The organism is Ralstonia mojiangensis (genome assembly GCF_023955645.1).
GTDB classification, from domain to species: Bacteria; Pseudomonadota; Gammaproteobacteria; order Burkholderiales; family Burkholderiaceae; genus Ralstonia; species Ralstonia mojiangensis.
Window position 1 is genome coordinate 1,028,728 of the sequence record NZ_JAMXHU010000001.1, and the last position, 23,010, is coordinate 1,051,737.

The window sequence follows — 23,010 nt, forward strand, 5'->3', positions numbered from 1 at the left end:
GTGACCCGGGCCGTTTTATTTTGCGTGAAACCGTTCCGAGCGATCTCAGCCGCGCAGGAAGTGGCGTGCGTAGCGCGGGTTGATGTCCGACAGACGCAGCAGCGTGAGGAAATCGGCGACGTTGAAGTCAGGGTCCCACGCCGGTGCGCCGCAGATGCGTGCGCCCAGGCGCAGATAGCCCTTCACGAGCGCAGGCGGCTCGACTTCCAGATGCTGGTTCAGTTCGTCCACCGGCAGCGCCACGCGCGGGAAGGCGTGGTACTCGATCGGTGCGAGCGAGCCATCGTCGACGAAGCTGCGATACAGGCTTGCAGCAAAGTGACCGCCATCGCCCATCGACACGCTTGCGCAGCCCAGCATCGATTCGAAGCCGTAGCGCTGCATGTATTCGCCCAGACCGGCCCACAGCGCCATGATGACGCTGCCCGAGCGGTAGTCGCGGTGCACGCACGAGCGGCCAAGCTCCACCATCTTCGGGCGCAGGTGCGTCAGGCGCACGAGGTCGAATTCGGATTCGGAATACAGGCAACCGATCTGCTTGGCGGCGTCCGGGCGCAGCACGCGATAGGTGCCCACCACGCGCAGCGTCTTCTGGTCGCGCACGATCAGGTGGTCGCACACGGCGTCGAACATGTCGACGTCCAGTTCGGTATGGGCCGAGGGCAGGCGAGCGCCCATTTCTTCGGCAAACACCTTGTAGCGCAGGCGCTGTGCTTCGGTCACTTCATCCTGATGGCGCGCCCACGAAACGGCCAGAACAGGCTTGTCACGCGCCGGAACAGCGTCGGGTGAGCGAGGAAGGCCCCTCCGTGCGTTGCCCAGATTTAGGCTCGGCAGTGCGTCGATCAATGGCTGGGTGGGCGTCGGCAGGTCTCGCATTCGTGGATCCCCAAGGGTGGATTTCGAGGCGATTCTAGAGACGCTGCGTGACAGATCCGCGACAAAAGCGTGTCAATCGTGACCGTTGCGTGAATTTTGCGTAGCGATGCTATGACGAGGGCGATGTGTCACACCAGATCGGGATTGACCACCGCGCGCAGAACGGTCTGCGCTTCGTCTTCGCGCATGCGGCGGCAGAGCCACCACACGCCGGCTTTCTTCACGCTCCAGTCCATTTCCACGCCCGCGATGAGCAAGCTGGCAAGGCGGCCCAGCCACGGCTGATGGCCGACCAGCAGCAGATTCTTATTGGACGGCCAGTCCAATGCATCGAGGATCGCGCTGACATCGGCTCCGGGCGCCAGCGCGGTGAGCGTGTGGAAATGTTCGGTGAGGGCGCGCGCAGTCTGCTGCGTACGTACAGCGGGGCTGGCGAGTATGAGCGTGTCTTCCGGCAGGCGAGGGCGCAACCAATGGGCCATCTTCTCGGCCTGCTTGTGACCGCGCTTGGTGAGTTCTCGCTGGAGATCGGTGTTGCGCTGGATGCGCAAGGATGCGGCCACGTCTTCGGCTTCAGCGTGGCGCCACAGGATGAGGTTCATGGGGAAAGTCGGTGGCATTGCGTGATGCGGACGCTGTCTTTATAGCATCGCCAGATGACACCACGAGCCGCAACGCGTGCTCCAAAGCAAAACGGCTTACGTAATGAACGTAAGCCGTTTTGTTTGCTGCTCAATTCTGGTCGGGGCGGCAGGATTTGAACCCGCGGTCTTCCGGTCCCAAACCGGACGCGTTACCAGACTACGCTACGCCCCGAAGACCGCGATTGTACCGCTTCCGCAACACGCTGGTCAAATTAGTGTTCGAGCGATCATGCCGAGCGCCACGACGCCCGCAAAAGCAGCAAATCCTTGCTGCAGCGCCGGCCCCGCCAAATGCCGCGCAAAGCGCCGGCCCGCCAGCATGCCGGTCAAGGCGCCGGCGGCAAACGGTAGCGCGATATGCCAATCGACATGCCCGCCAATGGCCGAGGCGACCACACCGCCCATGGACACCAGCGCGATCACCGCTAACGAGGTGGCGACGATGGTTTGCATCGGCAGATCGGTCGCGCGGCGCAATGCAGGCACGATGACAAAGCCGCCGCCCACGCCAAGCAATCCGGACAGGAAGCCCGCGCCCACGCCCGACGCGGCCAATGCGCGTGCGCATGGCAGCGTCCAGACCAGCTTGGCCGTGGTCGTGTCGAGGTGGCAGGGCGGGGCGGTTCGCCTCGGCTGGACCTCGGTTGACGGCGCCGCGCGCGCTTGCCGGAACATCCGTAGCGCCACATAGGCGAGTACCACTGCAAACAGCAGCGTGAGCGGCGTGTTCGGCACGCGGTGCGCAGCCCAGATGCCGAACGGCGAGATCACCACGCCGCACAGCGCCATCAGCCCAGCGGCCTTGTAGCGGACCTTGCCTTCCCGCAAGCCGAGCATCGCGCCCAGTCCGGCGGACAGCCCCACCGCCAGCAGCGCAATCGGCGCAGCTTGTGGCACCGACAGATGCAATCCGAAAATCAGCAGCGGCACCGCGACGATAGCCCCGCCCGCACCTGTGAGCGCCAGAATGAGCCCCACCACAGAGCCCAGCCCCGCGCTGACGATCCAACCCGCTTCGATTGGCGACATGGTCAATGTCCCGCCATCTTTTTCAAGACCTTGCCGCAGTACAGCTCGGAGAGTGTCTGCATGATCTGGATGACCTCGAAGCTGGCGAGCCGATAGTAGATGTATTTGCCCTCGCGCCGCGTGGTGACAAGGCCCTCGTCGCGCAGCACGCCCAGCTGCTGCGACAGGCTGGGCTGATGCAGGCCCACCAGCGCCTCCAGCTCGCCGACATTGCGCTCGCCCTGCGTAAGTTGGCAGAGCAGCAGCAGACGGTCTTCGTGGGCCATGGCCTTGAGCACGGCACACGCCTGCGACGCCGAGGCGCGCAGCATCGAAATGGCCGCCTCGGGCAGCGGCACAACGTCGGGACTGGCAGTGGAATGGCTCATGGGGCGTGGCGCTGGACTCTATTCGCGCTGTTTGCGCTATTGGCAGACAGAATGTCAGGCGATATTCTATAAAAATATAGATTGTTCGGGAACATCCACCATGCATGCCCAGATCGAATCCTTCTTCGACCCCGATACCTGCACCATGACCTACGTGGTGCATGCAGGCCCCGGCACGCCATGTGCCGTGATCGACTCGGTGCTTGACTACGACCCGAAATCGGGCCGCACCACGACACGCTCGGCCGACCGCGTTGCCGCCTTCATCGAAGCGCAGGACTTGCGCCTCGAATGGCTGTTGGAGACGCACGCGCATGCCGATCACCTGTCGGCCGCGCCATATCTGCGTGGGCGTTTCGGTGGGCGCATCGCAATCGGCGAGCGCATTCGTGTCGTGCAGGGCGTGTTCAAGCCGATCTTCAATCTCGAGCCGTCGTTCCTGCTCGATGGTTCGCAGTTCGACCACCTGTTCGCGCCGGACGAAGTGTTCCATATCGGCAATCTGGAAGCCAAGGCGCTGGCCGTGCCGGGTCACACGCCGGCGGACATGGCGTATCAGGTGGGCGATGCGGTGTTTGTGGGTGACACGCTGTTCATGCCGGACGTGGGCACTGCGCGCTGCGATTTTCCGGGTGGGAATGCAGGCACGCTGTACCAGTCGATCCGCCGCCTGCTGGATCTGCCGCCGGACACCCGGCTCTACATGTGCCACGACTATCCGCCCGCCGGCCGCGAAGCCATCTGCCACACAACAGTGGCCGAGCAGCGCCGCGCCAACATCCATGTGCGCGATGGCGTGACCGAGGCCGAGTTCGTGCAGATGCGCACGAAGCGCGACGCCACGCTCAGCATGCCCACGCTGATCCTGCCGGCGATTCAGGTGAACATTCGCGCGGGCATGTTGCCCCCAGCGGAGCCGAATGGTGTGCAGTACCTCAAGATTCCGCTGAACGCGCTGTAACCGGTCAGGGCGCAAGCAGCGCGGCACGCGCGGCAGTCAGCACCTCGCGGCTGAGTTCGTCCAGCAGCGCCGATGCCGCCCGCGCGTGCTGCCAATGCAGCGGCACGTCCAACGGCGTGTCAGGCACCAGCTCGACCAGCGAACCGTCTTCAAGATGCTGCGCAATCAGCGCATGCGGATGCAGCCCCCAGCCCATGCCGGCCACGGCCGCAGTCACAAACGCCTGTGACGAAGGCAGCAGATGGCGCGGCAGTTCCACATGGCGATGGCACAGGCGCCTTGCCCAGGTGGCCTGCAACGCATCCTTGGTGTTGAACACGAGGCAAGGCGCTTTCGACAGTTCACCTGCGCCGACGCCGTCAGCGAAATGTTCGCGCACGAATGCCGGGCTGGCCGCAGCCAGATAGCGCATGGCACCAAGCGGACGGCTGTTGCATCCGGTGGCCGGCCGCGCGGTGGCGGTAACGGCAGCCAGCACGGCGCCGCTGCGCAGCCATTCGCTGGTGTGATCCTGGTCATCCACGGCCACTTCCATCAACACCGGGTGTGCCGCGGCAAATGTGGCGATTGCCGGTGCGAGCCACGTCGCCAGGCTGTCGGCATTCACGGCAATGGGCAGCGCAACGCGCGCGACGCCTTCCGGCGCCAGCGTCGGCAGCGCGCCTTGCAATTCCTGTTCGAGCAGGCGAACGCGATCTACGTGCTGGCAAAGCCGTCGGCCGGTTTCAGTCGGGCGGCACGGCTGGTCACGCACCACCAGCGCGCAGCCAACGCGTTCTTCCAGCAACCGGATCCGCTGCGAAATGGCCGACGGCGTGACATTGAGTGCGCGGGCTGCCCGCTCGAAGCTGCCTTCTCGGATGACGGCGGCCAACGCTGCCAGGGCGGAATAATCCAGCACGTAAATTAGAGAAACTGAATTGAATGAAGAAAAGATAGTTTGTCTTCATTCAATCGGGCCGGCAAGCTGCGCGCATGACGACCTCGATTGCAACTTCCTCTTCCGTCTTCCTGCAGGGCTTGGCCTTGAGCTTTGGCCTGATCGTGGCCATCGGCGCGCAGAACGCGTTCGTGCTGCGTCAGGGCCTGCGCCGCGAGCATGTGGGCAGCGTCGTGCTGTTCTGTGCGATGGCCGATGCGGTGCTGATCCTGGCGGGCGTGCTGGGCATGGCGCAGGCGTTGGGCGAACGACCCAGCCTCGCGCGATTTCTTGCGTTGGCAGGCGCCGCGTTCCTGTTGCTGTATGGCGTGCAGGCGCTGCGGCGGGCGCGGCATTCCAACCAGTTACGGGCCGCCGCAGGTGGGGATGGCCTCAGCCGGGGCGCGGCGTTGGCGCAGGCGGCGGCCTTTACGCTGCTCAATCCCCACGTCTATCTGGATACGGTGCTGCTCGTGGGCAGCATTGGCGCGCAGCAAGCCTCGGCATTGCGCGGCTGGTTTGTGGCGGGGGCAGGATCGGCCAGCCTGTTGTGGTTTGTGTCGCTGGGGTTTGGCGCGCGCTGGCTGGCACCATGGTTTGCCCGGCCGATGGCGTGGCAGGTGCTGGACGGCTTGATCGGCGTGACGATGCTGGTGCTGTCTGCGGTGCTGCTGCGTCACGCGCTGGGCGGGCTTTGATTCGATTCCGTCTACCGTAAAGCCGCCGCTGTCTGCATGCCCTTGCGCACGCGGAGTACGCCCAGCGATTTCAATAACGCATGCCCCTGCAGCGTCACGCGCGGTTCGCTCACGCCGGGGCTTGGACGTTCCAATGTTAGGAGTTGCAGCGCCAGCAGCGTTTCAACATCCACCGTGTCCAGATCGCGCGGTTGCGAGTTGCCGCATAGCAAAACCAGCGTCGCAATTTCATGGGGACTCAGCATCGTTGTCTCCAGCTTGATTTTGTAAGGGGGAGGGCCTTCTGTCGCGCAGATGGCCTTTATACAAAACCGTGCGTAAGCGTTACCACATAGCCTGCGTCGGAAGTGCCAACAGCCGTTCTGCAAGGCGCTGCCAGACGATCTGAAGTGCGTTTTTCTTTGGCTCCGGCGCCGGCATTTTCGGCATCGGGCGCGGGGGAGGACGCAATTGCCATTCCCGAGTCAGCGCTGGGGTGCTGGCAGAGAGGTATGTGTCCTGCTGATCGGTCATACGTTCAGAACGAGAAGGATGGGAGGAGGCGAAATGGCAACCTGGACGGGAAGCTGGCGGAACCAATACGGTTCCGTTGTGACATTGGAGGAAGACGGCGAGCGGCTGTCGGGCACATTCCGCACGGCGCTGGATGACAGCGGCTTCTTCGGCCGGGACTACGACGTGGTCGGAACCTGCCACGGCGATTGCATTGCATTCGCCTTTGCCGGTGGGACGCCCAAGGGCGACATGGTGTGTGCGTTCACCGGTGTGCTGCGAGCGGGCAGGCTGGAGACCGTGTGGCACGTGGTGTCGGACCGGGCCACAGAGGGCGACGGCAAACGGGCCTGGCCGCATGCGGTGATGACCAACGCCGACACGTTCGAGCGCGTCTCGGAATAGCCGCGCGCCTCAGCCACGCTTTCTTGCCGGGCGCGCCGGAGGTTCTGCCGCGGGCTGCTTGAGTGGTCGCAGGTTCATCTTGTCGAACACGCGGCGGGCGCGTTCGGCGCAGCCTTCACCGTCGGCCTCGTGGTCGACCTCGCGAATGAGCGCCAGCAAGTCGCGCTTGTTTTGCGCCAGGTGCTGCTCAAGCACATCGATTTCCGCAACCTTGCTTTGCAGCGCCTGCAGAAGGTCTTCGCGTGACCACGCGCCTTGGTGTCCGGGCAAAAAAGCGCGAATCTCTTCCAGCGAGAATCCCGCACTTTGCGCGCGCAGGATGATCTGCAGCCGCGTGACCGATTCCGGCGCGTATTCCCGATACCCATTGGATTGCCGCTCAGCGGGCTGCAACAGGCCGCTCGCTTCATAAAACCGGATTCGGGAGGCGGCCACGCCGCTCAGGCGGGCCAGTTCACCAATCTTCATGTGCGTGCTCCGCAGGCTTGACATTCAAGTTGACTTTAAGCTTAGGGTTCAGGTGTCGTCAAACGTCAAATCCCGAAAGCGGATGCCACCCATGAAGCTCTTCACGCCCCTCGTCTTGCCCAACGGCGCGGTGATTCCCAATCGCCTTGCCAAAGCCGCCATGGAAGAGAACATGGCCGATGCCGATCACGCGCCTTCCGACGCGCTGCTGCGCCTGTACGAGGCATGGGCAGCAGGCGGCGCAGGCCTGATCCTGACCGGCAATGTGATGGTCGACCACCGCGCCATGACCGGCCCGAACGGCGTCGTGCTGGAAGACGGCGCGCATCTGGAACGCTTCCGCCACTGGGCCCAGGTGGCGCGTGCGCATGGCGCGCATGCGTGGGTGCAGATCAACCATCCGGGGCGCCAGATGCCGGCATCGCTGGGGCAGCCGACGGTGGCGCCGTCAGCCGTTCCACTGGCGCTTGGCGCACTGTCCAAGCAGTTTCCGGTGCCGCGCGAGATGACCGAGGCGGACATCCGTGAAGTCCAGCAGCGCTTTACCCGCAGCGCGCAATTGGCTGAGCAGAGCGGCTTCACCGGTGTGCAGATCCACGCCGCCCATGGCTATCTGCTAAGCCAGTTTCTCTCCCCTATTTCGAACCGGCGGCAGGACCAGTGGGGCGGCCCGATCGAGAACCGCGCGCGCCTGCTGCTCGATATCGTGCGCAGCGTGCGCGCCGCCGTGTCGCCGGAGTTTGTGGTGGCGGTCAAGCTGAACTCGGCCGATTTCCAGCGCGGCGGTTTCAGCCCTGACGATGCCAAGCAGGTGGTTGAGTTGCTCAATCCGCTGGGTGTCGACCTCGTTGAACTGTCCGGCGGCAGCTACGAAGTTCCGGCCATGCAAGGGCACGCGCGCGACGGCCGCACGCTCGCCCGCGAAGCCTATTTCCTGGAATTCGCCCGCGACATTGCCGCCATTGCCCGCATGCCGCTGATGGTCACGGGCGGCATCCGGCGCCGGGCCGTGGCGGAGCAGGTGGTCGACAGCGGTGTCGACATGGTCGGCATTGCGACGGCGCTGTCCATCGATCCGAACCTGCCGCGCGACTGGGCGGGCGGCAAGAACAGCGCGCCGGTGCTGCAGCCCATCACGTGGAAGAACAAGGCGCTCGGCGCACTCGCCAACATGGCTGTCGTCAAGTTTCAGCTCGGCCGGTTGAGCAAGGGGCGCACGACGGCCCCTGGCGTGTCGCCCCTGCGGGCACTGATCGAACAGCAACTGGCCGCAGCGTGCCAGTCGAGGCGCTATCGCCGGTGGGCGGCGCAACGTCAGGCGCGCTAGGTCGTATTTTCTGACGGGACCGGCGCCGCCTTACCAGTGCGCCGCGTCTCTTGTAGATTCATGTTTTGCCTTACCGATCGGAAAGCACGACATGAAACACGTCACTCTGCCCAACGGCGAACGCGTCCCTGCACTCGGCATGGGCACCTGGAACATCGGCGACGACCGCGCCACGCGCGCCGAAGAAATCGCCACGCTGCGCCTGGGCCTCGACCTGGGTTTGCGGCTGATCGACACCGCCGAGATGTACGGCGAAGGCCTCTCCGAATCGTTAATCGGTGAGGCCATTGCCGGGCGGCGCGATGACGTCTTTCTCGTCAGCAAGGTCTATCCGCACAACGCCAGCCGGCGCGGTATTGCTGCCGCGTGCGAGCGCAGCCTGCGCCGCCTCGGCACTGATCGCCTCGATCTGTACCTGCTGCACTGGCGCGGCGATGTGCCGTTCGAAGAAACATTGGAAGGCCTGCAGGCCCTGCAGCGCGACGGCAAGATCCGCCAATACGGCGTGAGCAATCTCGACCTGTCCGACATGGAGGAATGGTGGGACGCGCCCGGCGGCGATCAGATTGCCGTCAACCAGCTGCTCTACAACCTCAGCCGGCGCGGTATCGAATGGGATTTGTTGCCCTGGCTGCGCGAGCGCCGTGTGCCGGTGATGGCCTATTCGCCCATCGAGCAGGCGCGGCTCGTTCGGCATCCGAAGCTGGTGCACTTCGCGCAGGCGTGCGGCATGACGCCGGCACAGGTGGCGCTCGCGTGGCTGCTGGCACGCGACGGCATCATCGCGATTCCCAAGACCGGCCACCGTGACCGGTTGCGCGAGAACATCGGCGCGCTGTCGCACACGCTCACGGCTGAGCAGCTTGCAACACTGGACAGCATCTTCCCGCCGCCCAAAGGGCCGCGCGCGTTGGAGATGCTCTAAGCGTCCTAAGCGCGCTAAGTGCTCAGCGCGACTTCGCCAGGTAGCGCTCGTGGTCGACGTAGCCCATCAGGTAGACGCGGGCTTTCTCGCGGGTGTCTTTGGTGACGCGGTCGGCTGCCTTGCGCGCGCCGGATGAAGACATCGACGCGCTCAGGTGGTCGCGGAAACCGTCGTGCATGGTGCGCAGATCGCCCTCGCAGGCATCGAGCGCGGAGGCGACCACGGACTTCGTCTGCGTGGTGCCCGGCACGCCGCTATCGGCCTGGCGCTGCACGCACGCCATGTAGTTGGCGCGCAGCACCTGCCAGCCGTTGTCTGCGCTGGCGTCGGTGGTTGCCGCAGCGGCGGTGGGCGAATCAACGGGCTGCTGTTGCGGGTGCGATGCGCACGCACCGAGCAAGGCCAGCAGGACGAGAGACGGGCAGGTGAGGGCTTTTTTCATGGCATGGACTGTACTGCACGGCCTCGCTGCTTGCGCTACGCGAAGTCGACCTGAATGCACGTCGTAACATTTGGAAACGAAAAAGGGCCCTGACGCGACACCCTTGGCTGAAACCGCCGCACGACCGATTTCGGAAGACCGTGCCCTTGCCCATTTCGTTACGCCGATGCATCGACCGCACGCAGGGCCGAGATTCAGTGCGCCACACCCCAACGACAAACCTCGGCGTGCGAGGCAAAAAGCTCGGGCAGTCGAGCAAAATGCCTCGTGGGCCGAGTTCTGAGCGTCAACCGCCGAGCAAATAGCTCGACACGCGGAGCAAAAAGCTCGACACGCGGAGTAAAAAGCTCGGCACGCGGAGCAAATAGCTCGACACGCGGAGCAAAAAGCTCGGCACGCGGAGCAAAAAGCTCGACACGCCGAGCAAAAAGCCTCACACGTCGAGCTTCGATCTCGGCGAGCCGAGCTGAATGCCTCGCGAGTGCAGGTTGTTCAGCGCATCCAGGGCGCGTCGGTCATGGTCGCGTGTTTGCCGTAGCGTGCAACCGCCTCACGCACCACGGCGCGCTCCAGTTCACCGTCGTCAGCCAACGCCTTCAGTGCGGCGATGGCGATGGACGCGCGGTCCACTTCGAAGAACTCGCGCAACGCCCGGCGCGAGTCGCTGCGGCCGAAGCCGTCGGTGCCGAGCGTGACGTAGCGGCGCGGCACGTGCGCACGGATCAGCTCGGGCACGGCGCGCACATAGTCGGTGGCCGCGACCACAGGGCCGCGCGATGCGCGCAAGACGGCTTCCACGTACGAAGGCGCGGCTTCACCGCCCAGGCGGGCAACGCGTTCCGCAGCGATCGCCTCGCGGTGCAGCTCGGAAAAGCTCGTCACGCTCCAGGTGGCAGCGTCGATGTTCCAGTCGTCCTTGAGCATCTGCGCGGCGGCCATGACTTCGCCCAGGATGGCGCCGGAGCCGAGCAACTGCACGCGCGCGGTCGGCAGGCTTTGCGGGGCCAGCGGATACATCCCTTTGAGAATGCCCTCGCGCAGATCGCGATCCGGCATCGACGGCTGCGCGTAGTTCTCGTTCGTCACCGTGAGGTAGTAGAACGTGTCTTCCTGGCGCTCCAGCATCGCGCGCATGCCTTCGTCGAGGATGACGGCAATCTCGTAGGCAAAGGCCGGGTCCCACGCGCGGCAGTTGGGCACCGTGGATGCGGCAAGGTGGCTCGTGCCGTCCTGGTGCTGGAGGCCCTCACCGCCCAGGGTTGTCTTGCCCGCCGTGGCGCCGATCAGGAAGCCGCGCGCACGCTGGTCGGCCGCTGCCCAGATGAGATCGCCAATGCGCTGGAAGCCGAACATCGAGTAGTAGATGTAGAACGGCAGCATCGGCAGATCGTGCGTGCTGTAGGCGGTGGCGGCGGCAATCCACGACGAGATGGCGCCGGCCTCCGAGATGCCTTCCTCCAGGATCTGCCCGCCCGTGTCTTCGCGGTAATACAGCATCGAACCCAGATCTTCCGGCTCGTATTGCTGGCCCAGCGGCGAGTAGATGCCGACTTGCCGGAACATGCTCGCCATGCCAAACGTGCGCGCTTCGTCCGCCACCACCGGCACCACGCGCGGGCCCAGCGTGTCGTCTTTCAGCAGGTTGCCGAACATCCGCACGATCGCCATCGTGGTCGACATCTCGCGGCCTTCGGCTTGCAGCGCGAATTGTCCCCAGGATGGCAACGCAGGCACGGTCAGCGCCTGTGTTGCCGCCTTCCGCCGTCTGGGCAGATAGCCTCCGAGGGCAGCCCGGCGCGCATGCAGGTATTGCATCTCTGGGCTGTTTGGCGCTGGTTTGTAGAACTTCAATTGCTCGACATCGGTGTCCGACAGCGGCAGGCGGAAGCGGTCGCGAAACGCCTTGAGCTGATCGACATCGAGCTTCTTCTGCTGGTGCGTCGTCATCCGACCTTGCCCAACGCTGCCCATGCCGAAGCCCTTCATCGTCTTGGCGAGGATCACCGTGGGCTGGCCGGTGTGCTGCAGCGCCTTTGCATAGGCGGCGTGGAGCTTGCGCACGTCGTGGCCGCCGCGGCGCAGGCGGTCGATGTCTTCGTTGCTGAAATGCGAGACGAGCGCGGCAAGCTCGGGGTTCTGGCCGAAGAAGCGCTCACGGTTGTAGGCGCCGTCGTTGGCGGAGAAGGTCTGGAACTGGCCGTCGACGGTCTGCGCGAATGCACGCAGCAAGGCCCCCGAATGGTCGCGGGCGAAGAGGGCGTCCCAGTCCGAGCCCCACAGCACCTTGATGACGTTCCAGCCGGCTCCGGTGAACTGCGCTTCGAGTTCGTCCACGATGCGGCCGTTGCCGCGCACGGGGCCGTCGAGCCGCTGCAGGTTGCAGTTGATGACGAACACGATGTTGTCGAGCCGCTCGCGCGCCGCCAGCGACAGCGCGCCGATCGATTCCGGCTCGTCCATTTCGCCGTCGCCAAAAAAACCCCACACCTTGCGTTCGGATGTTTGCAGCAGGCCGCGGTTGTGCAGGTAGCGCATGAAGCGCGCCTGGTAGATCGCGTTGATCGGCCCGATGCCCATCGATCCGGTCGGGAACTGCCAGAACTCGGGCATCAACCATGGATGCGGATACGAGCACAGCCCCGGACCGGTGATTTCGCGCCGATAGTGTTCGAGATGCGCTTCATCCAGGAAGCCTTCGAGATACGCACGCGCGTAGACGCCGGGCGAAGAGTGCGGCTGGAAATAGACGAGATCGCCGCCGTGCTCCGCGTTGTCAGCCCGGAAGAAATGATTGAAGCCGACTTCGAACAGATCGGCGGCCGATGCATAGCTGGCGATGTGGCCGCCCAGCTCGCCGTAGGCTTGGTTGGCGCGCACCACCATGGCGAGCGCGTTCCAACGCAGCGCGGCGGCCAGTCGCTCTTCGGTGTCGATGTCGCCGGGGTACGGCGGCTGCGCCTCAACGGGGATCGTGTTGGCGTAGGGCGTGATGCGGGCGAGGGCGGTGCCGACGCCCAGCTTGGAGGCGCGCTCCGCCAGGCGGTCGAACAGGAACTGCGCGCGCGCGGTGCCGGCATGCTGTACGACGGCATCCAGCGCGTCGAGCCATTCCGCGGTTTCCACTGGGTCGCTGTCTTCGGTGCGATGCACGAGGGAGCGCATCGACGCGGCTCCTGTCGATAAATCCGTCATGACGGGTCCTGCCTGAAGGAAGGATGGGAAGGCGGGCCGTGATCACGCGATGCACGCCCGCGCCCGGATGCGCCGCTGCAGCGGCGCCGTATCAACCGTTGCGGAAGATGAAGCTGTATGCGTTGAGTGCCGGCACGCCGCCCAGGTGGGCGTAGAGCACGCGCGAGCCCTCCGGAAATTCACCGTTGCGCACCATGTCGATCATGCCGTGCATGGATTTCCCTTCGTACACCGGGTCGGTCAGCATGGCTTCCTGGCGTGCGCACAGGCGAATGGCTTCCAGCGTGCCTTCATTGGGCAGGCCGTATTCGGGGCCGCCGTAGCGCGTGTCGAGCACCACGTCTTTTTCCGTAATGTCGCGGCCGAGGTCAACCAGCTCAGCGGTGTGTTGCGCAATGCGGAGGATCTGCGCGCGCGTCTGTTCCGGCTTGGCCGAGGCATCGATGCCGATCACCTTGTCGGCCCGGCCATCCGCCGCAAAGCCAACGACCATGCCGGCCTGCGTGCTGCCCGTGACCGAGCACACGACGATGTAGTCGAACTTGAAGCCCAGCTCCGCTTCCTGCTGGCGCACTTCTTCAGCAAAGCCGACAAAGCCCAGGCCGCCGAGCGGGTGTTCGGAGCAGCCGGCCGGAATCGGGAACGGCTTGCCGCCGCGCTTGCGCACATCTTCCATGGCCTGTTCCCAACTGGGCCGGATGCCGATGTCGAAGCCTGCGGCATCGAGGCGCACGTCGGCGCCCATGATGCGCGACATCTCGATATTGCCGACGCGGTCGTACACGGCATCGGAGTAGTTCACCCAGTTTTCCTGCACCAGCACGCACTTGAGGCCGAGGTGCGCCGCCACGGCAGCCACCTGGCGCGTCTGGTTCGACTGAATGCCGCCAATGGACACCAGCGTGTCGTACCCGCCTTCCAGCGCTTCCGGGATCAGGTATTCCAGCTTGCGCGTCTTGTTGCCGCCGAAGGCCAGGCCGCTGTTGCAGTCTTCGCGCTTGGCAAACAGCTCCACCTTGCCGCCCAGGTGCGCGCTCAATCGTTTGAGCGGCTGGATGGGCGTCGGGCCGAACGTCAGGGGATAACGGGGAAATCGCTGCAGGTTCATGAGGTGGCTCCTTCAGTGCCGCAAATGGCGGGATGTCGGAAACCAATGGTACGCAGAACGCCGCGAAATGAGGTTGCAAAGATCGTCTACTATCCAGAACGCAGCGGGTCTTAGATCGATTGATGAATCTCGTTATTTCTTAGAAATGAAAAAGAGCGAAACAAAATTGCAGGAAGGCTCTGACGTGTCGGCAGCTTCCACGCGCCACGCCTTGGATCGCACCGATCGCGCGATTCTCAGGGCGCTCCAGCGCGATGCGTCCATCTCCAACGTGGCCCTGGCGGCCAAGGTGAACCTCAGCCCGCCGGCCTGCCTGCGCCGTGTGGAACGGCTCAAGGAGCTGGGGCTGATCAAGGGGATTGTTGCGCTGCTCGATCCGCGTGCGCTGGATCTGGGGTCGCTGGTGATGATCGGCGTCGTGCTGGATCGCTCGACGCCGGAATCATTCACGGCATTTGAAAAGGCGGTGCAGAAGGTGCCCGGCTGCCTGGAATGCCACGTCGTGACGGGCGAATTCGATTACTTCATGCTCGTGCGCACGAAAGACAACGAAGGCTACAACCGGCTCCACGCCGAACAGCTGCTGTATCTGCCGGGCGTGCGGCAGATCCGGACGTTCATGGTGCTCAAGCAGGTGCTGTCGACGACAGAGCTGCCGGTGGCGTAGCCGGGCTGGCGGAGGCCTAGCCCTTGCGCTGCTCCATCAGGCGGTTCCACAGCATGCCGGCCCGGTTGCCGCTTCTGCAATACGCGAGGATGGGCTTGGGCAGCGTGTCGACCAAGGCGCCAAACGCGGCAACGTCTGCATCGCCAATGCCATTCGGCTCGACGGGCAGGTAGCGCGCTTCCAGGCCCAGTTCGCGGGCGGCGGCGGCAATGTCCTCGAAGGCGGGCTGGTCGCTGCTTTCGCCATCGGGGCGGTTGCAGATAACCGAGCGGAAACCTGCATTGCGGATGGTCTTCAGATCGGCCGGCATGATTTGCCGCGATGCGGTCAATCCGCTCGATGCCGTGGCGCGGCATTGCTCGATCGCGCGCTGGAAGCATGCAGCGGCAAAGTCGACATCTTGCTCTGTCGCAAAGCGGCCCAGGCTGATGCGGACGGTGCGGCCTGCGGCATCGGCATCCAGGCCGATGGCCGTCAGCACGTGCGATGGTGTGCCTGCTGCAGAGTTGCACGCCGATGTGGACGACACGGCAAGGTCGTCGCCCAGCATCATCGGCATGAAGCCGGGAGTGTTGACCGTCAGGCTGAGGGTGTGCGGAATGCGTCGGGCCACATCGGCGTTCTGCACCACGTCGCCCAGGGCGAGCACCGCTGTCTTCAGCCGCTGGCTCAGCGCAGCAATGCGGGCGGTTTCGTGCTCCAGTTCTTCCGCAGCCAACTCACACGCCACGCCCATCCCGACAATCTGATGCGTCGCCAGCGTGCCCGAGCGCAGACCACGCTCGTGGCCGCCGCCGTGGATTTGCGGCGCAATGCGCGAGGCGATGTCGCGGCGGACATACAGCGCGCCGATCCCCTTGGGCCCATAGACCTTGTGGGCGGACATCGAGAGCATGTCGATGCCGAGCGCCCGCACATCGATCGGTGTCTTGCCGAGTGCCTGCGCGGCGTCGACGTGGAACAGCGCGCCAGCGGCATGCACGATCTGCGCGATCGCGCCAACGTCGGTCAGCGTGCCCAGCTCGTTGTTCACCAGCATGAGCGAGACGAGCCCGGTGTCGGGCGTCATCGCAGCGGCCACGGCGTCAGGCGTAATTTCGCCGTCGCGTGTCGGCGAGAGATACGTCACCGAACAGCCGCGCGCCGACAGGTTCGCCATCGTGTCGAGAATGGCCTTGTGTTCGATGCGACTCGTGATGAGGTGGCGCTTGCTGGTGGCGGCGTCTGCGTAGCCCTTCAGCGCGAGGTTGTTGGATTCGGTGGCGCCTGACGTCCAGATGATCTCGTCGGCATCGGCGCCAATGAGCGTAGCAACTTGCTCGCGTGCTTGCTCGACCTTGTTCCGCGCGACGCGGCCGGTCGCATGCGAACTCGACGCCGGGTTGCCGAAGGCGCCTTCCATGCCAAGGCAGGCGGTCATGGCTGCAATCACGCGCGGGTCGGCCGGCGTGGTGGCTGCGTAGTCAAGGTAGTGGAGGGTATTGCTGTCGCTCATTTCGTTTCTGTGCTGCGGTGGAGGCAGGGAAAATGATACGGCGGACAGCCCAGAAAAATAATTCAAAGTTTCCTGGGAAATCCTCGATGTGGCAGAAAACATTCCCTAAAATTCAGTCTCTATAGAATAAATTTTCTCTGCCGAAATGGACGCCATTGACCGCGAACTACTGAGGCTGTTGCAGGCCGATGCGACGCTGCCCATCGCAGAGCTGGCGCAGCGCGTGAACCTCTCGCAAACGCCGTGCTGGAAGCGGGTGCAGCGGCTCAAGGACACGGGCGTCATCCGCGCCCAGGTGGCGCTGTGCGACGCACGCAAGCTGGGCGTCGGCACCACGGTGTTCGTGGCCGTACGCACCGATCAACATACCGAGAAATGGGCGCAGCGTTTCACGCAAGTGGTGCGCGATATGCCCGAGGTGGTGGAGGTCTACCGGATGAGCGGCGAGATGGACTATCTGCTGCGTGTTGCGGTGGCGGGCATCGAAGACTACGACCGCGTGTACAAACACCTCATCAAGTCCGTGCCGTTGTCGGATGTGAGTTCATCGTTTTCGATGGAGCAGATCAAGTATTCGACCGCGCTGCCGGTGCGGGATGTGGGGCAGGGGGATTGAAGGCTTGGGTGGCGCGCCAGTCGGGTGGTTGTATCGCGGCTGAACGTGGGGCTCGTCAGTGCTCCCGCATCCAGCGTTCTACAAGCTCCGCCGGAATGGCCTGAAACACTTCATCAAAGCGCTTGCCGGTGAGCCGTTCGGCTTGCTTGAGCAGAAGCGCCACAGGGCTGCTCGGCTCGTGCACCTCAAACCAGATCCGGGCGGCTTGAATGGAGGCAAGGGCGGTATTACGGTCCATGACGGGCTCAGTTGAGGTGCTATCAAGCGGCGTTACTACCGGGCCCTCGATGGTGGTGCCCATCAAGCCTTGTGAGACGGCCGGCGATCGTTCCGAGGCCGGAAGCGTAATCACAGTAGGTGCTGCCGGTGGCGCCGCACCCGTCACCGCATCCAGTAGTCGCAACAAGGTGCCCAGGTCAGGATAGTCGTCCGGAAGGTGGCGTCGCGCCCAAGAGTCGATCGACGACGCAAAGGCTTGGGCCTCGTCCAGGGCGGACAGTACCGCGTCGTTTTGTTTGCGCAGTTCGTGGAGCTGGTGCTGCACTGCCTCGGGTGCCAACGCATCTGCTGCGCGTGGAGTGCCCAATGATCGCTCGACGTCGCGCACTCGCAGGCGCAACACGCCGTTGGTTGAGATCACTAGATCGCGCACGTCCTGCATCAGCCCCTGCGGGTCGGCCAAGGCGGCCAGCGCGTTAGCACGCACGGCCGGGTCCGGCTCACCGTCCACCACCACTTGCGGGTAGATGGTCTCCGGCCATGTCTCTAGCAATCGAGACAGAATGCACAGCCCGTCCCGCAACCCAATTGCCTGGTCCAACCGGACCCGGCAGCGCACCAGCAAGACGAGGATACGAATATCCCGCGTGCGCTGCAGCAGGCGACGGCAGTCTCGCTCCACTTCCGTCCAGTTGATTGCGTCGGGAGGGCTGACAAAATCACCATACTGCGCATCTTGCTTAGGCGTGACCTTGCTTTGCAGAAGAACGAAATCGGGGTCGTATTCCAAATCGCTCCCGCACGGATGCGCTTCGGAGATGGGCTCAAACAGCTCGGGAAAGATCAGGGCAGGGGGCGCGAGCTGCGCATCTTTGGTTTTCTTACTGAAGAACATGTGATGGGTAAGCGGCGGCCATTGCGCCACCGCCATGTGGTCATTTCGATGGACGGGGAGTTGTTGATGGAGCAACTCAGTGCTTCGCGTACTGCTCCGGCTCGAACACCATGCCGGTAATGGCGCGGCTACGGTCGGGCTCGCCCAGCCACGTCGACCATCCCAAGCGTTCCGATGAGCCGAGCACGGCTGGCGGAGCGGCGTCAGGAATCACCTGCAACTCAACTTCCCACACGAACTCGTAGCCAACGAACGAACGCACCCACTCGATCAGCGCGGGCAGGTCCCGTCCATTGGGCGTGAAATTCAGATACTGCTGCAGGTTCAACGGCCCGATGACGAGCCGAAACTTGTGCTGTCGATCTGGCACCATCTCGCCCAGCATGGCGCCTTGTCCCATCACGCTGGGCGGGCCCGGGTGCCCCAGCTGAGAAAGCTCATCCGGGTCAACCGCGATCCAATGCAGCACGAACTCATCAAGGCGCACCGGTACGCCAAAGAAATGGGCCAGCGTGGCAGCAATGCCATCCGGGCTGCGCGATTCACGCACGTGGTGCGCGCTGGCGGCCAACCGCGCATGCGGTGGCAACGGGCTTCCTGCGATCTCGGCTGTGTCGCACCCGGCCAGCCACCCGATATAGCGCGAGAACACTTCGGCGTCTGGGCGATCCAGCCCGGCCGTTGATTGTGAATGCGCCCATGCCTGATAGAACTGCGTCAGTGCCCGGTGATGGAACAGGTCGAGGAAATCCGCCGTGGTGCTGTCGCGATGTGCCTCCGTGCGCTCCCGCACGATTTCTGTGAAGTGAAGCGGCAAAGCGCCATTTGGCCCCAACATGCCCAGCCCGAATAGCTGGATCTTGAGCTTGCCCTGCACTTGCCGCAGCTGTGCGATTTCGCGCGGTGCAAACGTCAGTGATGCCAGTTGTCCAATCCGGAAATGCTCGTCCTGCGGTCGGCTTGCTTGACCGATCGGTGGCAAATCGGGGCGATGCGCTGCGAGTTGACGTAACAGGCCCAAAAAGCTCAACCGCCAGGGCTCGCTTTGCGCTGCAGGGATCGCTTGCGTGGTCGGTGAGCCAGTTGTCGGTGGCGTGCTGTCGCCAAAGCCTCGATACATAGCTACACCGTGCTCCGTGTGCCCATGCGTACTGGCCACCGATGCACGCGCCCACGCTGAATGGAGTGCAACTCTGTCTCTGTGAACGAGTTGACCGACACATGCCGGGTCAGGAACTGCTCGAGCACCATCCCAAAGAGATACGGGCTGATACCCGAGAACCCAGTCTCGTCCACTGTCAACTGGCACTGCACACCACGGCCGTAGATGATGGGGCCGCTGCCCGGTAGCCGTCGGGTGACCGGTTTGACCTTCGAGCCAATCAGGCTGTCGATCTGGCGTAACTGGGCTGCGTCATCACTGGCCACGAACAAGCGCAGCATGTCGCGCAGGCCCTGTCCGCCTTCGCGGTGATCCAGGTCGGTCAGCGAGAGATAGTTGAATCCCAACTGGCGGATCAACCGCCAAGCCATTTCGCCTTCAGCAAATGGCGCGCGCGGCGCAGACGGTGGCCGAATCAACCCCACAGCTGTCACCGGAATCGAATCCGGCGAGCGCAAATCGTTGAAGCCATTGCGCGGCACCAGATTCGATAAGTCCCGATTGGTGGCCATCGCGGCGACCGAGAGGTATCGCAAATCGTTCCGGTAGGGCGCTTCGCTTTGATCCACGAGAGAAACGAAGACCTCTGTGCCGGTATACGCCGTCCGGGTTCCGTACTTGCGAGCATGGTTAGAGGCCAGCCGCCGCTCGCGCCGCACCGAAAAATATCGCCCGTGGTTGCCTTCATCGCGATTGAGGGTCGCAAAGAGCGGCCGGAATTCGATCGCTGCGGCATGTTCGTGCGCCTGCCCGGACAAGGTCTGGACCGAAAAGATCTCGTAGTCCAGCGGGCGACGGCGGCTTGCTACCAAGTGAAATTCCGTGCGCCCGGGCTGAATCTCCATCCGGTCGGTACGCATCGGAAAGAGATTGACGACGGCGGTGCAGAAGAGCGCAAACTGCCCTGCATCCACTTGGTTGACCAGTGCTTGTGGAGATTTCGAGAGCAGCACAACAAGCTCGGCTTCTCGGCTGTTGATGCTGCGCAAGCCTGGCGCGAGGCCATTGAGCCCGAAGAAATAGAAGCGCTGCGGGCACGCAAAGTACTCGTGCACTAGGTTGTGGCCGTGAAACTTGTTCCAGTCCAGCGGCAGTGCACTTTCTTCGGAAGCCATGCCGACACGGCTCACGGCGTTGGTTGTTACGGCATGCAAGCGCTCGCCCATGGCTCCCGGCTTGCCAATCAGTACGGCACAGCCCGCGCTGTGCAGCAGCTCGAACAGGTGGGATGCAATTTGATCATTGCCGCACAGGTGGATTGGCAACGTATCCAAACCATCCAACTGAGAAAAGGTGCCTTCGCCATGAAGTCGCAGCCGAAGGCGTAGCGCACCTTGAAGGGTCACATGGGACGGCACATAGCGCTCCAGCCCCTGGATGTCGGGCGGAATGCCCGTAAGGCGTGCCTCGGCAATCTCAATGGGCCACAGCGACAGTGATTGTGTCGTTCGGAATTCGCATTCCGTGGCTTCCCCGGCGGGCGCCCGCGCATGCAGCATCGTGCCGCGCGGCACCGCCATGCCGCGCATCAATCCCCCTTCCTGATAGCTGGGGTGGAACTGCGCCACAGCAATGGCGGGGGTCGGCGCCACGTAGTTGGGATAGATGACTTCCAGCAGACGTTGAGTAAAGCGCGGAAACTCCGCATCCAGCTTAATCTGCGTGCGTGCGGTCTGAAAGCAGAACGCCTCGATCAACCGTTCTACATACGGATCGGCCACCTCGATGCCGTGCATCCCCAAACGCCGTGCCACCTTGGGGTGCTGCTTGGCGAATTCGCCCGCCAGCTCGCGCATGTAGACGAGCTCGCGGTTGTAGTAATCCAGCAGTTGCGGGTCCATGGCGTCAGTTGGCGTGAATAGAGCGGACGTTCATCCGGCCGGTTTCCAGGTCCAGCGAACTCTGTGCGGTAAATGCCATCGGATATGGGTCCATGTGGACCAGCCCACTGATCTCGAACACCAGCATGTTGTAGCGCATCGGGGCGTCTTCCTTGCGCAGCGGATTGACCTCCAGCGAGCCCGGAATGAGTCGCGGCTCAAAGTCCAGAATCGCCCGCCGCACAATCTTCACGATGTCGGCCCACTTGTGTCCCGACATATACGAGCCGGCAACCGGTGGCACCCCGTAATTGACGCCCGACGCAGCTGCCTCCGGGTACTGAACACGGTCGATTTCGTCTTCGCGGTTGGTGGTGTTCAGCAGGTAAGTCAGATCGCGTTGAATGATCTCGCGCATCTGCGTGCGCGTCATGGTGTATTCCGCCGGGGCTTCGGTCTGACGCAGCGGCGCATCATCGCGCAGCCGATCAAACAGCGTCGGCAGCAGTTGTGCATTGGGGCGCCGGGGCACGCGGTATTCACTCATCGGCGTCGTCCAAGATCAGCGTCGACACGTCCAGCAGCCCAACGTCACCCGCGCTGGTCATCCACGTTTTCTGGCCTCGCGCGACGATGCCAGTCTGGCCAACCTCCGACCAATGAGTCTCACGCGCCAATTGGAGCGCATCGCTACCGCGCTCGGAGCCCGGATAGCGCACCGGCGTAAAGCCACGGCTCACCGTGTCGTCCACCAACGTCACCGTGAGGGGGCGCCAAACCAGATCCAGCAAACCAGTCACCCGCTCCATCTCGAGCTTGCGCATCTGCGCAAATGACAGCCAGGTATACCGGCCACCGGAAACGATTTCGCAGGTTGGGCCGAAGCGCGTGTCACTGTCCGTAATCCAGTCAAACCGCGAACCATCGAACGCGCCACTGCTGTTCGGTACCTCGGACAGCGCTTGCTGCCGGTAGTGATCTGAGCCGTCAGTGTCCCCCGCCTCTGCGAGCGCCAGCGCATTGCAAAGCGGCGTCATCCAGTCTGGAGATGGCAACAGCGCTCCCGGCTCAACCGCGCCTTTGATGACATCAGCCCGGAACACCTCGGCCCGGATCAAGTTTCGGTAAACGTGTGCCGTCTGCGCAAAGTCCGGTGTCAACTGTGTCGCCACCTGCAATTGCGTGAGCGCGCGCGGCCAATCTCCCATCACGCACAACCACTGGAACAACTGCCAACGCTCGGCAAACGCGCCAGGCTGCTGGCGCACGCGCACCTCAGCATTCTGCAGCGCTTGGGCAACCGAACCACTGTGCCGTAAAGCTGCTGCCAGACCAGATGTAGAGGCAGGCTGCAAGAGCGAGGTATCAGTCGTCATGGGAGTACGGGTCCTATGGTTGTGCCGGGGCAGGGTGATAAGCGCTATCCATCGACACCAGGTGATGCTCACGCTTGGTCAGCGGTGCCGTGATGCCACGCCGCTCGGGTATGGGAATGTCACCCGCAAAGAGGTGCAGCACGTCCGGCATGGCGGGCGCCGCAAACAATGCGCTGTCGAGAGAATCGGGTCCGGCGATCAGACTTTCGATCCGTGCTGGGCCTACCAGTAGATCCAACAGACTCGCGTCTTGGGCGGAGGCGCCTGCTGCCATTGGGTCATCAGTGTGGCCAGCAGGTTGCACAAGCTTGTTTTTGGGCGATGCCAGATGCCAGTTGGCCATTGCGCGCTCGGGGTTGCGCAGTACGGCGGCGGCCTCACGGCTGAGCAACGCCAGCACATCAATGGATTCAATCGCTGCATTCGGCAGAGTGGGGAGGGGCGTCGCGCTATTGGCACGCAGGGTCGAGAACGGGTCATCCACACAAGCCTTCCAAGGGGAAGCTTCACTTGTTGGCACCAAGTCGTCGAGGATTCCACCCGTTGAAGAATGGCATTGCTGGTTGCTCATGATGTCCGCGCCCACTTTTTCTCAGCAAAACGGCGCCGATCATAGACGCAAACCATCGAATAGAGGAATACACCACAAAGAAGATGATCTTATGATTTTGAAAGTCAGAATTAAATGTAATTGGTGATTTGGTTTGTTTTTGTTCTCATATTAAATTGGTTGTCATGGGTATTTCTGATTTAGTCAATGGCTTCGGCATTTGTATCTGTAAAAGCTTGTGCTATTGGTGTCGGAGGGGGTGGGATTGGTTAAGCTTTTACGAGCGTTATGGGTTGGTGAGACTCCTGGTTACAGTGGGTATGTAGCGAATCATTGAATGTAAATAGTTGTGC

24 protein-coding genes and 1 tRNA gene are annotated in these 23,010 nt (G+C 63.3%); 7 read left to right on the forward strand and 18 right to left on the reverse strand.

Features of this window, described 5'->3' with window-relative positions; genetic code table 11:
- Positions 1-45 precede the first annotated feature (45 nt).
- From NG898_RS04885 to NG898_RS04905, 5 genes are all read right to left on the reverse strand, one after another.
- A complete protein-coding gene (locus NG898_RS04885; RefSeq protein WP_252691301.1) occupies positions 46-879 on the reverse strand; it encodes a GNAT family N-acetyltransferase in 834 nt (277 codons plus the stop codon).
- A gap of 128 nt (positions 880-1,007) precedes the next feature.
- Positions 1,008-1,481 (reverse strand): phosphohistidine phosphatase SixA, encoded by a 474-nt coding sequence (gene sixA, locus NG898_RS04890; protein WP_252691302.1) that lies wholly within the window; start codon positions 1,479-1,481, stop codon positions 1,008-1,010.
- A gap of 137 nt (positions 1,482-1,618) precedes the next feature.
- Positions 1,619-1,695 (reverse strand) — tRNA-Pro (locus NG898_RS04895).
- A 35-nt stretch (positions 1,696-1,730) separates the two neighbouring features.
- Positions 1,731-2,552 carry a sulfite exporter TauE/SafE family protein gene (locus NG898_RS04900; protein WP_252691303.1) on the reverse strand — a complete coding sequence of 274 codons (822 nt, stop codon included), beginning with the start codon at positions 2,550-2,552 and terminating at the stop codon, positions 1,731-1,733.
- A gap of 2 nt (positions 2,553-2,554) precedes the next feature.
- Positions 2,555-2,920, reverse strand: coding sequence for an ArsR/SmtB family transcription factor (locus NG898_RS04905; RefSeq protein ID WP_037031548.1), 366 nt, complete (start codon positions 2,918-2,920; stop codon positions 2,555-2,557).
- Positions 2,921-3,020: 100 nt separating this feature from the next.
- Between NG898_RS04905 and NG898_RS04910 the strand changes: the two genes are divergently transcribed.
- The gene (locus tag NG898_RS04910; protein ID WP_252691304.1) at positions 3,021-3,881 is read left to right on the forward strand and encodes an MBL fold metallo-hydrolase; all 861 of its coding nucleotides are present in this window, start codon (positions 3,021-3,023) and stop codon (positions 3,879-3,881) included.
- A gap of 4 nt (positions 3,882-3,885) precedes the next feature.
- On the opposite strand, the gene NG898_RS04915 is transcribed toward NG898_RS04910, so the two are convergent.
- Complete coding sequence (locus NG898_RS04915) at positions 3,886-4,782, reverse strand: LysR family transcriptional regulator ArgP (protein WP_252691305.1); 897 nt, start codon at positions 4,780-4,782, stop codon at positions 3,886-3,888.
- Positions 4,783-4,856: 74 nt separating this feature from the next.
- Between NG898_RS04915 and NG898_RS04920 the strand changes: the two genes are divergently transcribed.
- Positions 4,857-5,498 (forward strand): LysE/ArgO family amino acid transporter, encoded by a 642-nt coding sequence (locus NG898_RS04920; protein WP_252691306.1) that lies wholly within the window; start codon positions 4,857-4,859, stop codon positions 5,496-5,498.
- A gap of 11 nt (positions 5,499-5,509) precedes the next feature.
- On the opposite strand, the gene NG898_RS04925 is transcribed toward NG898_RS04920, so the two are convergent.
- Positions 5,510-5,743 (reverse strand): hypothetical protein, encoded by a 234-nt coding sequence (locus NG898_RS04925; protein WP_252691307.1) that lies wholly within the window; start codon positions 5,741-5,743, stop codon positions 5,510-5,512.
- Positions 5,744-6,044: 301 nt separating this feature from the next.
- On the opposite strand from NG898_RS04925, the gene NG898_RS04930 reads away from it, so the two are divergent.
- Entirely contained in the window at positions 6,045-6,395 is a 351-nt protein-coding gene (locus NG898_RS04930; protein ID WP_252691308.1) for an avidin/streptavidin family protein, read from the forward strand.
- A 9-nt stretch (positions 6,396-6,404) separates the two neighbouring features.
- Here NG898_RS04930 and NG898_RS04935 read toward each other — a convergent pair whose 3' ends face one another.
- Positions 6,405-6,863 (reverse strand): MerR family transcriptional regulator, encoded by a 459-nt coding sequence (locus NG898_RS04935; RefSeq protein WP_252691309.1) that lies wholly within the window; start codon positions 6,861-6,863, stop codon positions 6,405-6,407.
- A 91-nt stretch (positions 6,864-6,954) separates the two neighbouring features.
- Here NG898_RS04935 and NG898_RS04940 point away from each other — a divergent pair, with 91 nt between their 5' ends.
- Positions 6,955-8,190 carry an NADH:flavin oxidoreductase/NADH oxidase family protein gene (locus NG898_RS04940; protein WP_252691310.1) on the forward strand — a complete coding sequence of 412 codons (1,236 nt, stop codon included), beginning with the start codon at positions 6,955-6,957 and terminating at the stop codon, positions 8,188-8,190.
- Between the two features lie 91 nt (positions 8,191-8,281).
- Positions 8,282-9,115: an aldo/keto reductase gene (locus NG898_RS04945; protein WP_252691311.1), complete on the forward strand. Its 834-nt coding sequence runs from the start codon at positions 8,282-8,284 to the stop codon at positions 9,113-9,115.
- 22 nt (positions 9,116-9,137) lie between these two features.
- On the opposite strand, the gene NG898_RS04950 is transcribed toward NG898_RS04945, so the two are convergent.
- The 3 genes from NG898_RS04950 to NG898_RS04960 all read right to left on the reverse strand — a co-directional run bounded on the left by NG898_RS04950 (position 9,138) and on the right by NG898_RS04960 (position 13,857).
- The gene (locus tag NG898_RS04950; RefSeq protein ID WP_232040314.1) at positions 9,138-9,557 is read right to left on the reverse strand and encodes a hypothetical protein; all 420 of its coding nucleotides are present in this window, start codon (positions 9,555-9,557) and stop codon (positions 9,138-9,140) included.
- Positions 9,558-10,049: 492 nt separating this feature from the next.
- Complete coding sequence (gene mdeB / locus NG898_RS04955; RefSeq protein ID WP_252691312.1) at positions 10,050-12,749, reverse strand: alpha-ketoglutarate dehydrogenase; 2,700 nt, start codon at positions 12,747-12,749, stop codon at positions 10,050-10,052.
- 91 nt (positions 12,750-12,840) lie between these two features.
- On the reverse strand, positions 12,841-13,857 hold the full coding sequence (locus NG898_RS04960) for a 1-aminocyclopropane-1-carboxylate deaminase (protein ID WP_252691313.1): 1,017 nt from the start codon (positions 13,855-13,857) through the stop codon (positions 12,841-12,843).
- A gap of 145 nt (positions 13,858-14,002) precedes the next feature.
- On the opposite strand from NG898_RS04960, the gene NG898_RS04965 reads away from it, so the two are divergent.
- A complete protein-coding gene (locus tag NG898_RS04965) occupies positions 14,003-14,524 on the forward strand; it encodes an Lrp/AsnC family transcriptional regulator (RefSeq protein ID WP_252691314.1) in 522 nt (173 codons plus the stop codon).
- Between the two features lie 16 nt (positions 14,525-14,540).
- Here the strand turns inward: NG898_RS04965 and NG898_RS04970 are convergent, their stop codons facing one another.
- Positions 14,541-16,019, reverse strand: a complete 1,479-nt coding sequence (locus NG898_RS04970; RefSeq protein ID WP_252691315.1) for an aminotransferase class V-fold PLP-dependent enzyme — start codon at positions 16,017-16,019, stop codon at positions 14,541-14,543.
- A 145-nt stretch (positions 16,020-16,164) separates the two neighbouring features.
- Here NG898_RS04970 and NG898_RS04975 point away from each other — a divergent pair, with 145 nt between their 5' ends.
- Complete coding sequence (locus NG898_RS04975; RefSeq protein ID WP_024975461.1) at positions 16,165-16,635, forward strand: Lrp/AsnC family transcriptional regulator; 471 nt, start codon at positions 16,165-16,167, stop codon at positions 16,633-16,635.
- 55 nt (positions 16,636-16,690) lie between these two features.
- Here NG898_RS04975 and NG898_RS04980 read toward each other — a convergent pair whose 3' ends face one another.
- Genes NG898_RS04980 through NG898_RS05005 form a run of 6 tightly spaced genes read right to left on the reverse strand, consistent with a single transcriptional unit; the run spans position 16,691 to position 22,678 of the window.
- Positions 16,691-17,785, reverse strand: a complete 1,095-nt coding sequence (locus NG898_RS04980) for a type VI secretion system protein TssA (RefSeq protein ID WP_252691316.1) — start codon at positions 17,783-17,785, stop codon at positions 16,691-16,693.
- A 40-nt stretch (positions 17,786-17,825) separates the two neighbouring features.
- The gene (gene tssG / locus NG898_RS04985) at positions 17,826-18,869 is read right to left on the reverse strand and encodes a type VI secretion system baseplate subunit TssG (RefSeq protein ID WP_252691317.1); all 1,044 of its coding nucleotides are present in this window, start codon (positions 18,867-18,869) and stop codon (positions 17,826-17,828) included.
- Between the two features lie 2 nt (positions 18,870-18,871).
- A complete protein-coding gene (gene tssF, locus NG898_RS04990; protein ID WP_252691318.1) occupies positions 18,872-20,752 on the reverse strand; it encodes a type VI secretion system baseplate subunit TssF in 1,881 nt (626 codons plus the stop codon).
- A gap of 4 nt (positions 20,753-20,756) precedes the next feature.
- Positions 20,757-21,278, reverse strand: coding sequence for a type VI secretion system baseplate subunit TssE (gene tssE / locus NG898_RS04995; RefSeq protein ID WP_252691319.1), 522 nt, complete (start codon positions 21,276-21,278; stop codon positions 20,757-20,759).
- Entirely contained in the window at positions 21,271-22,107 is an 837-nt protein-coding gene (locus NG898_RS05000) for a type VI secretion system accessory protein TagJ (protein ID WP_252691320.1), read from the reverse strand. Before NG898_RS05000 ends, tssE begins: the two co-directional genes overlap by 8 nt.
- 13 nt (positions 22,108-22,120) lie before the next feature.
- Positions 22,121-22,678: a TagK domain-containing protein gene (locus NG898_RS05005; RefSeq protein ID WP_252691321.1), complete on the reverse strand. Its 558-nt coding sequence runs from the start codon at positions 22,676-22,678 to the stop codon at positions 22,121-22,123.
- Positions 22,679-23,010: the final 332 nt, after the last annotated feature.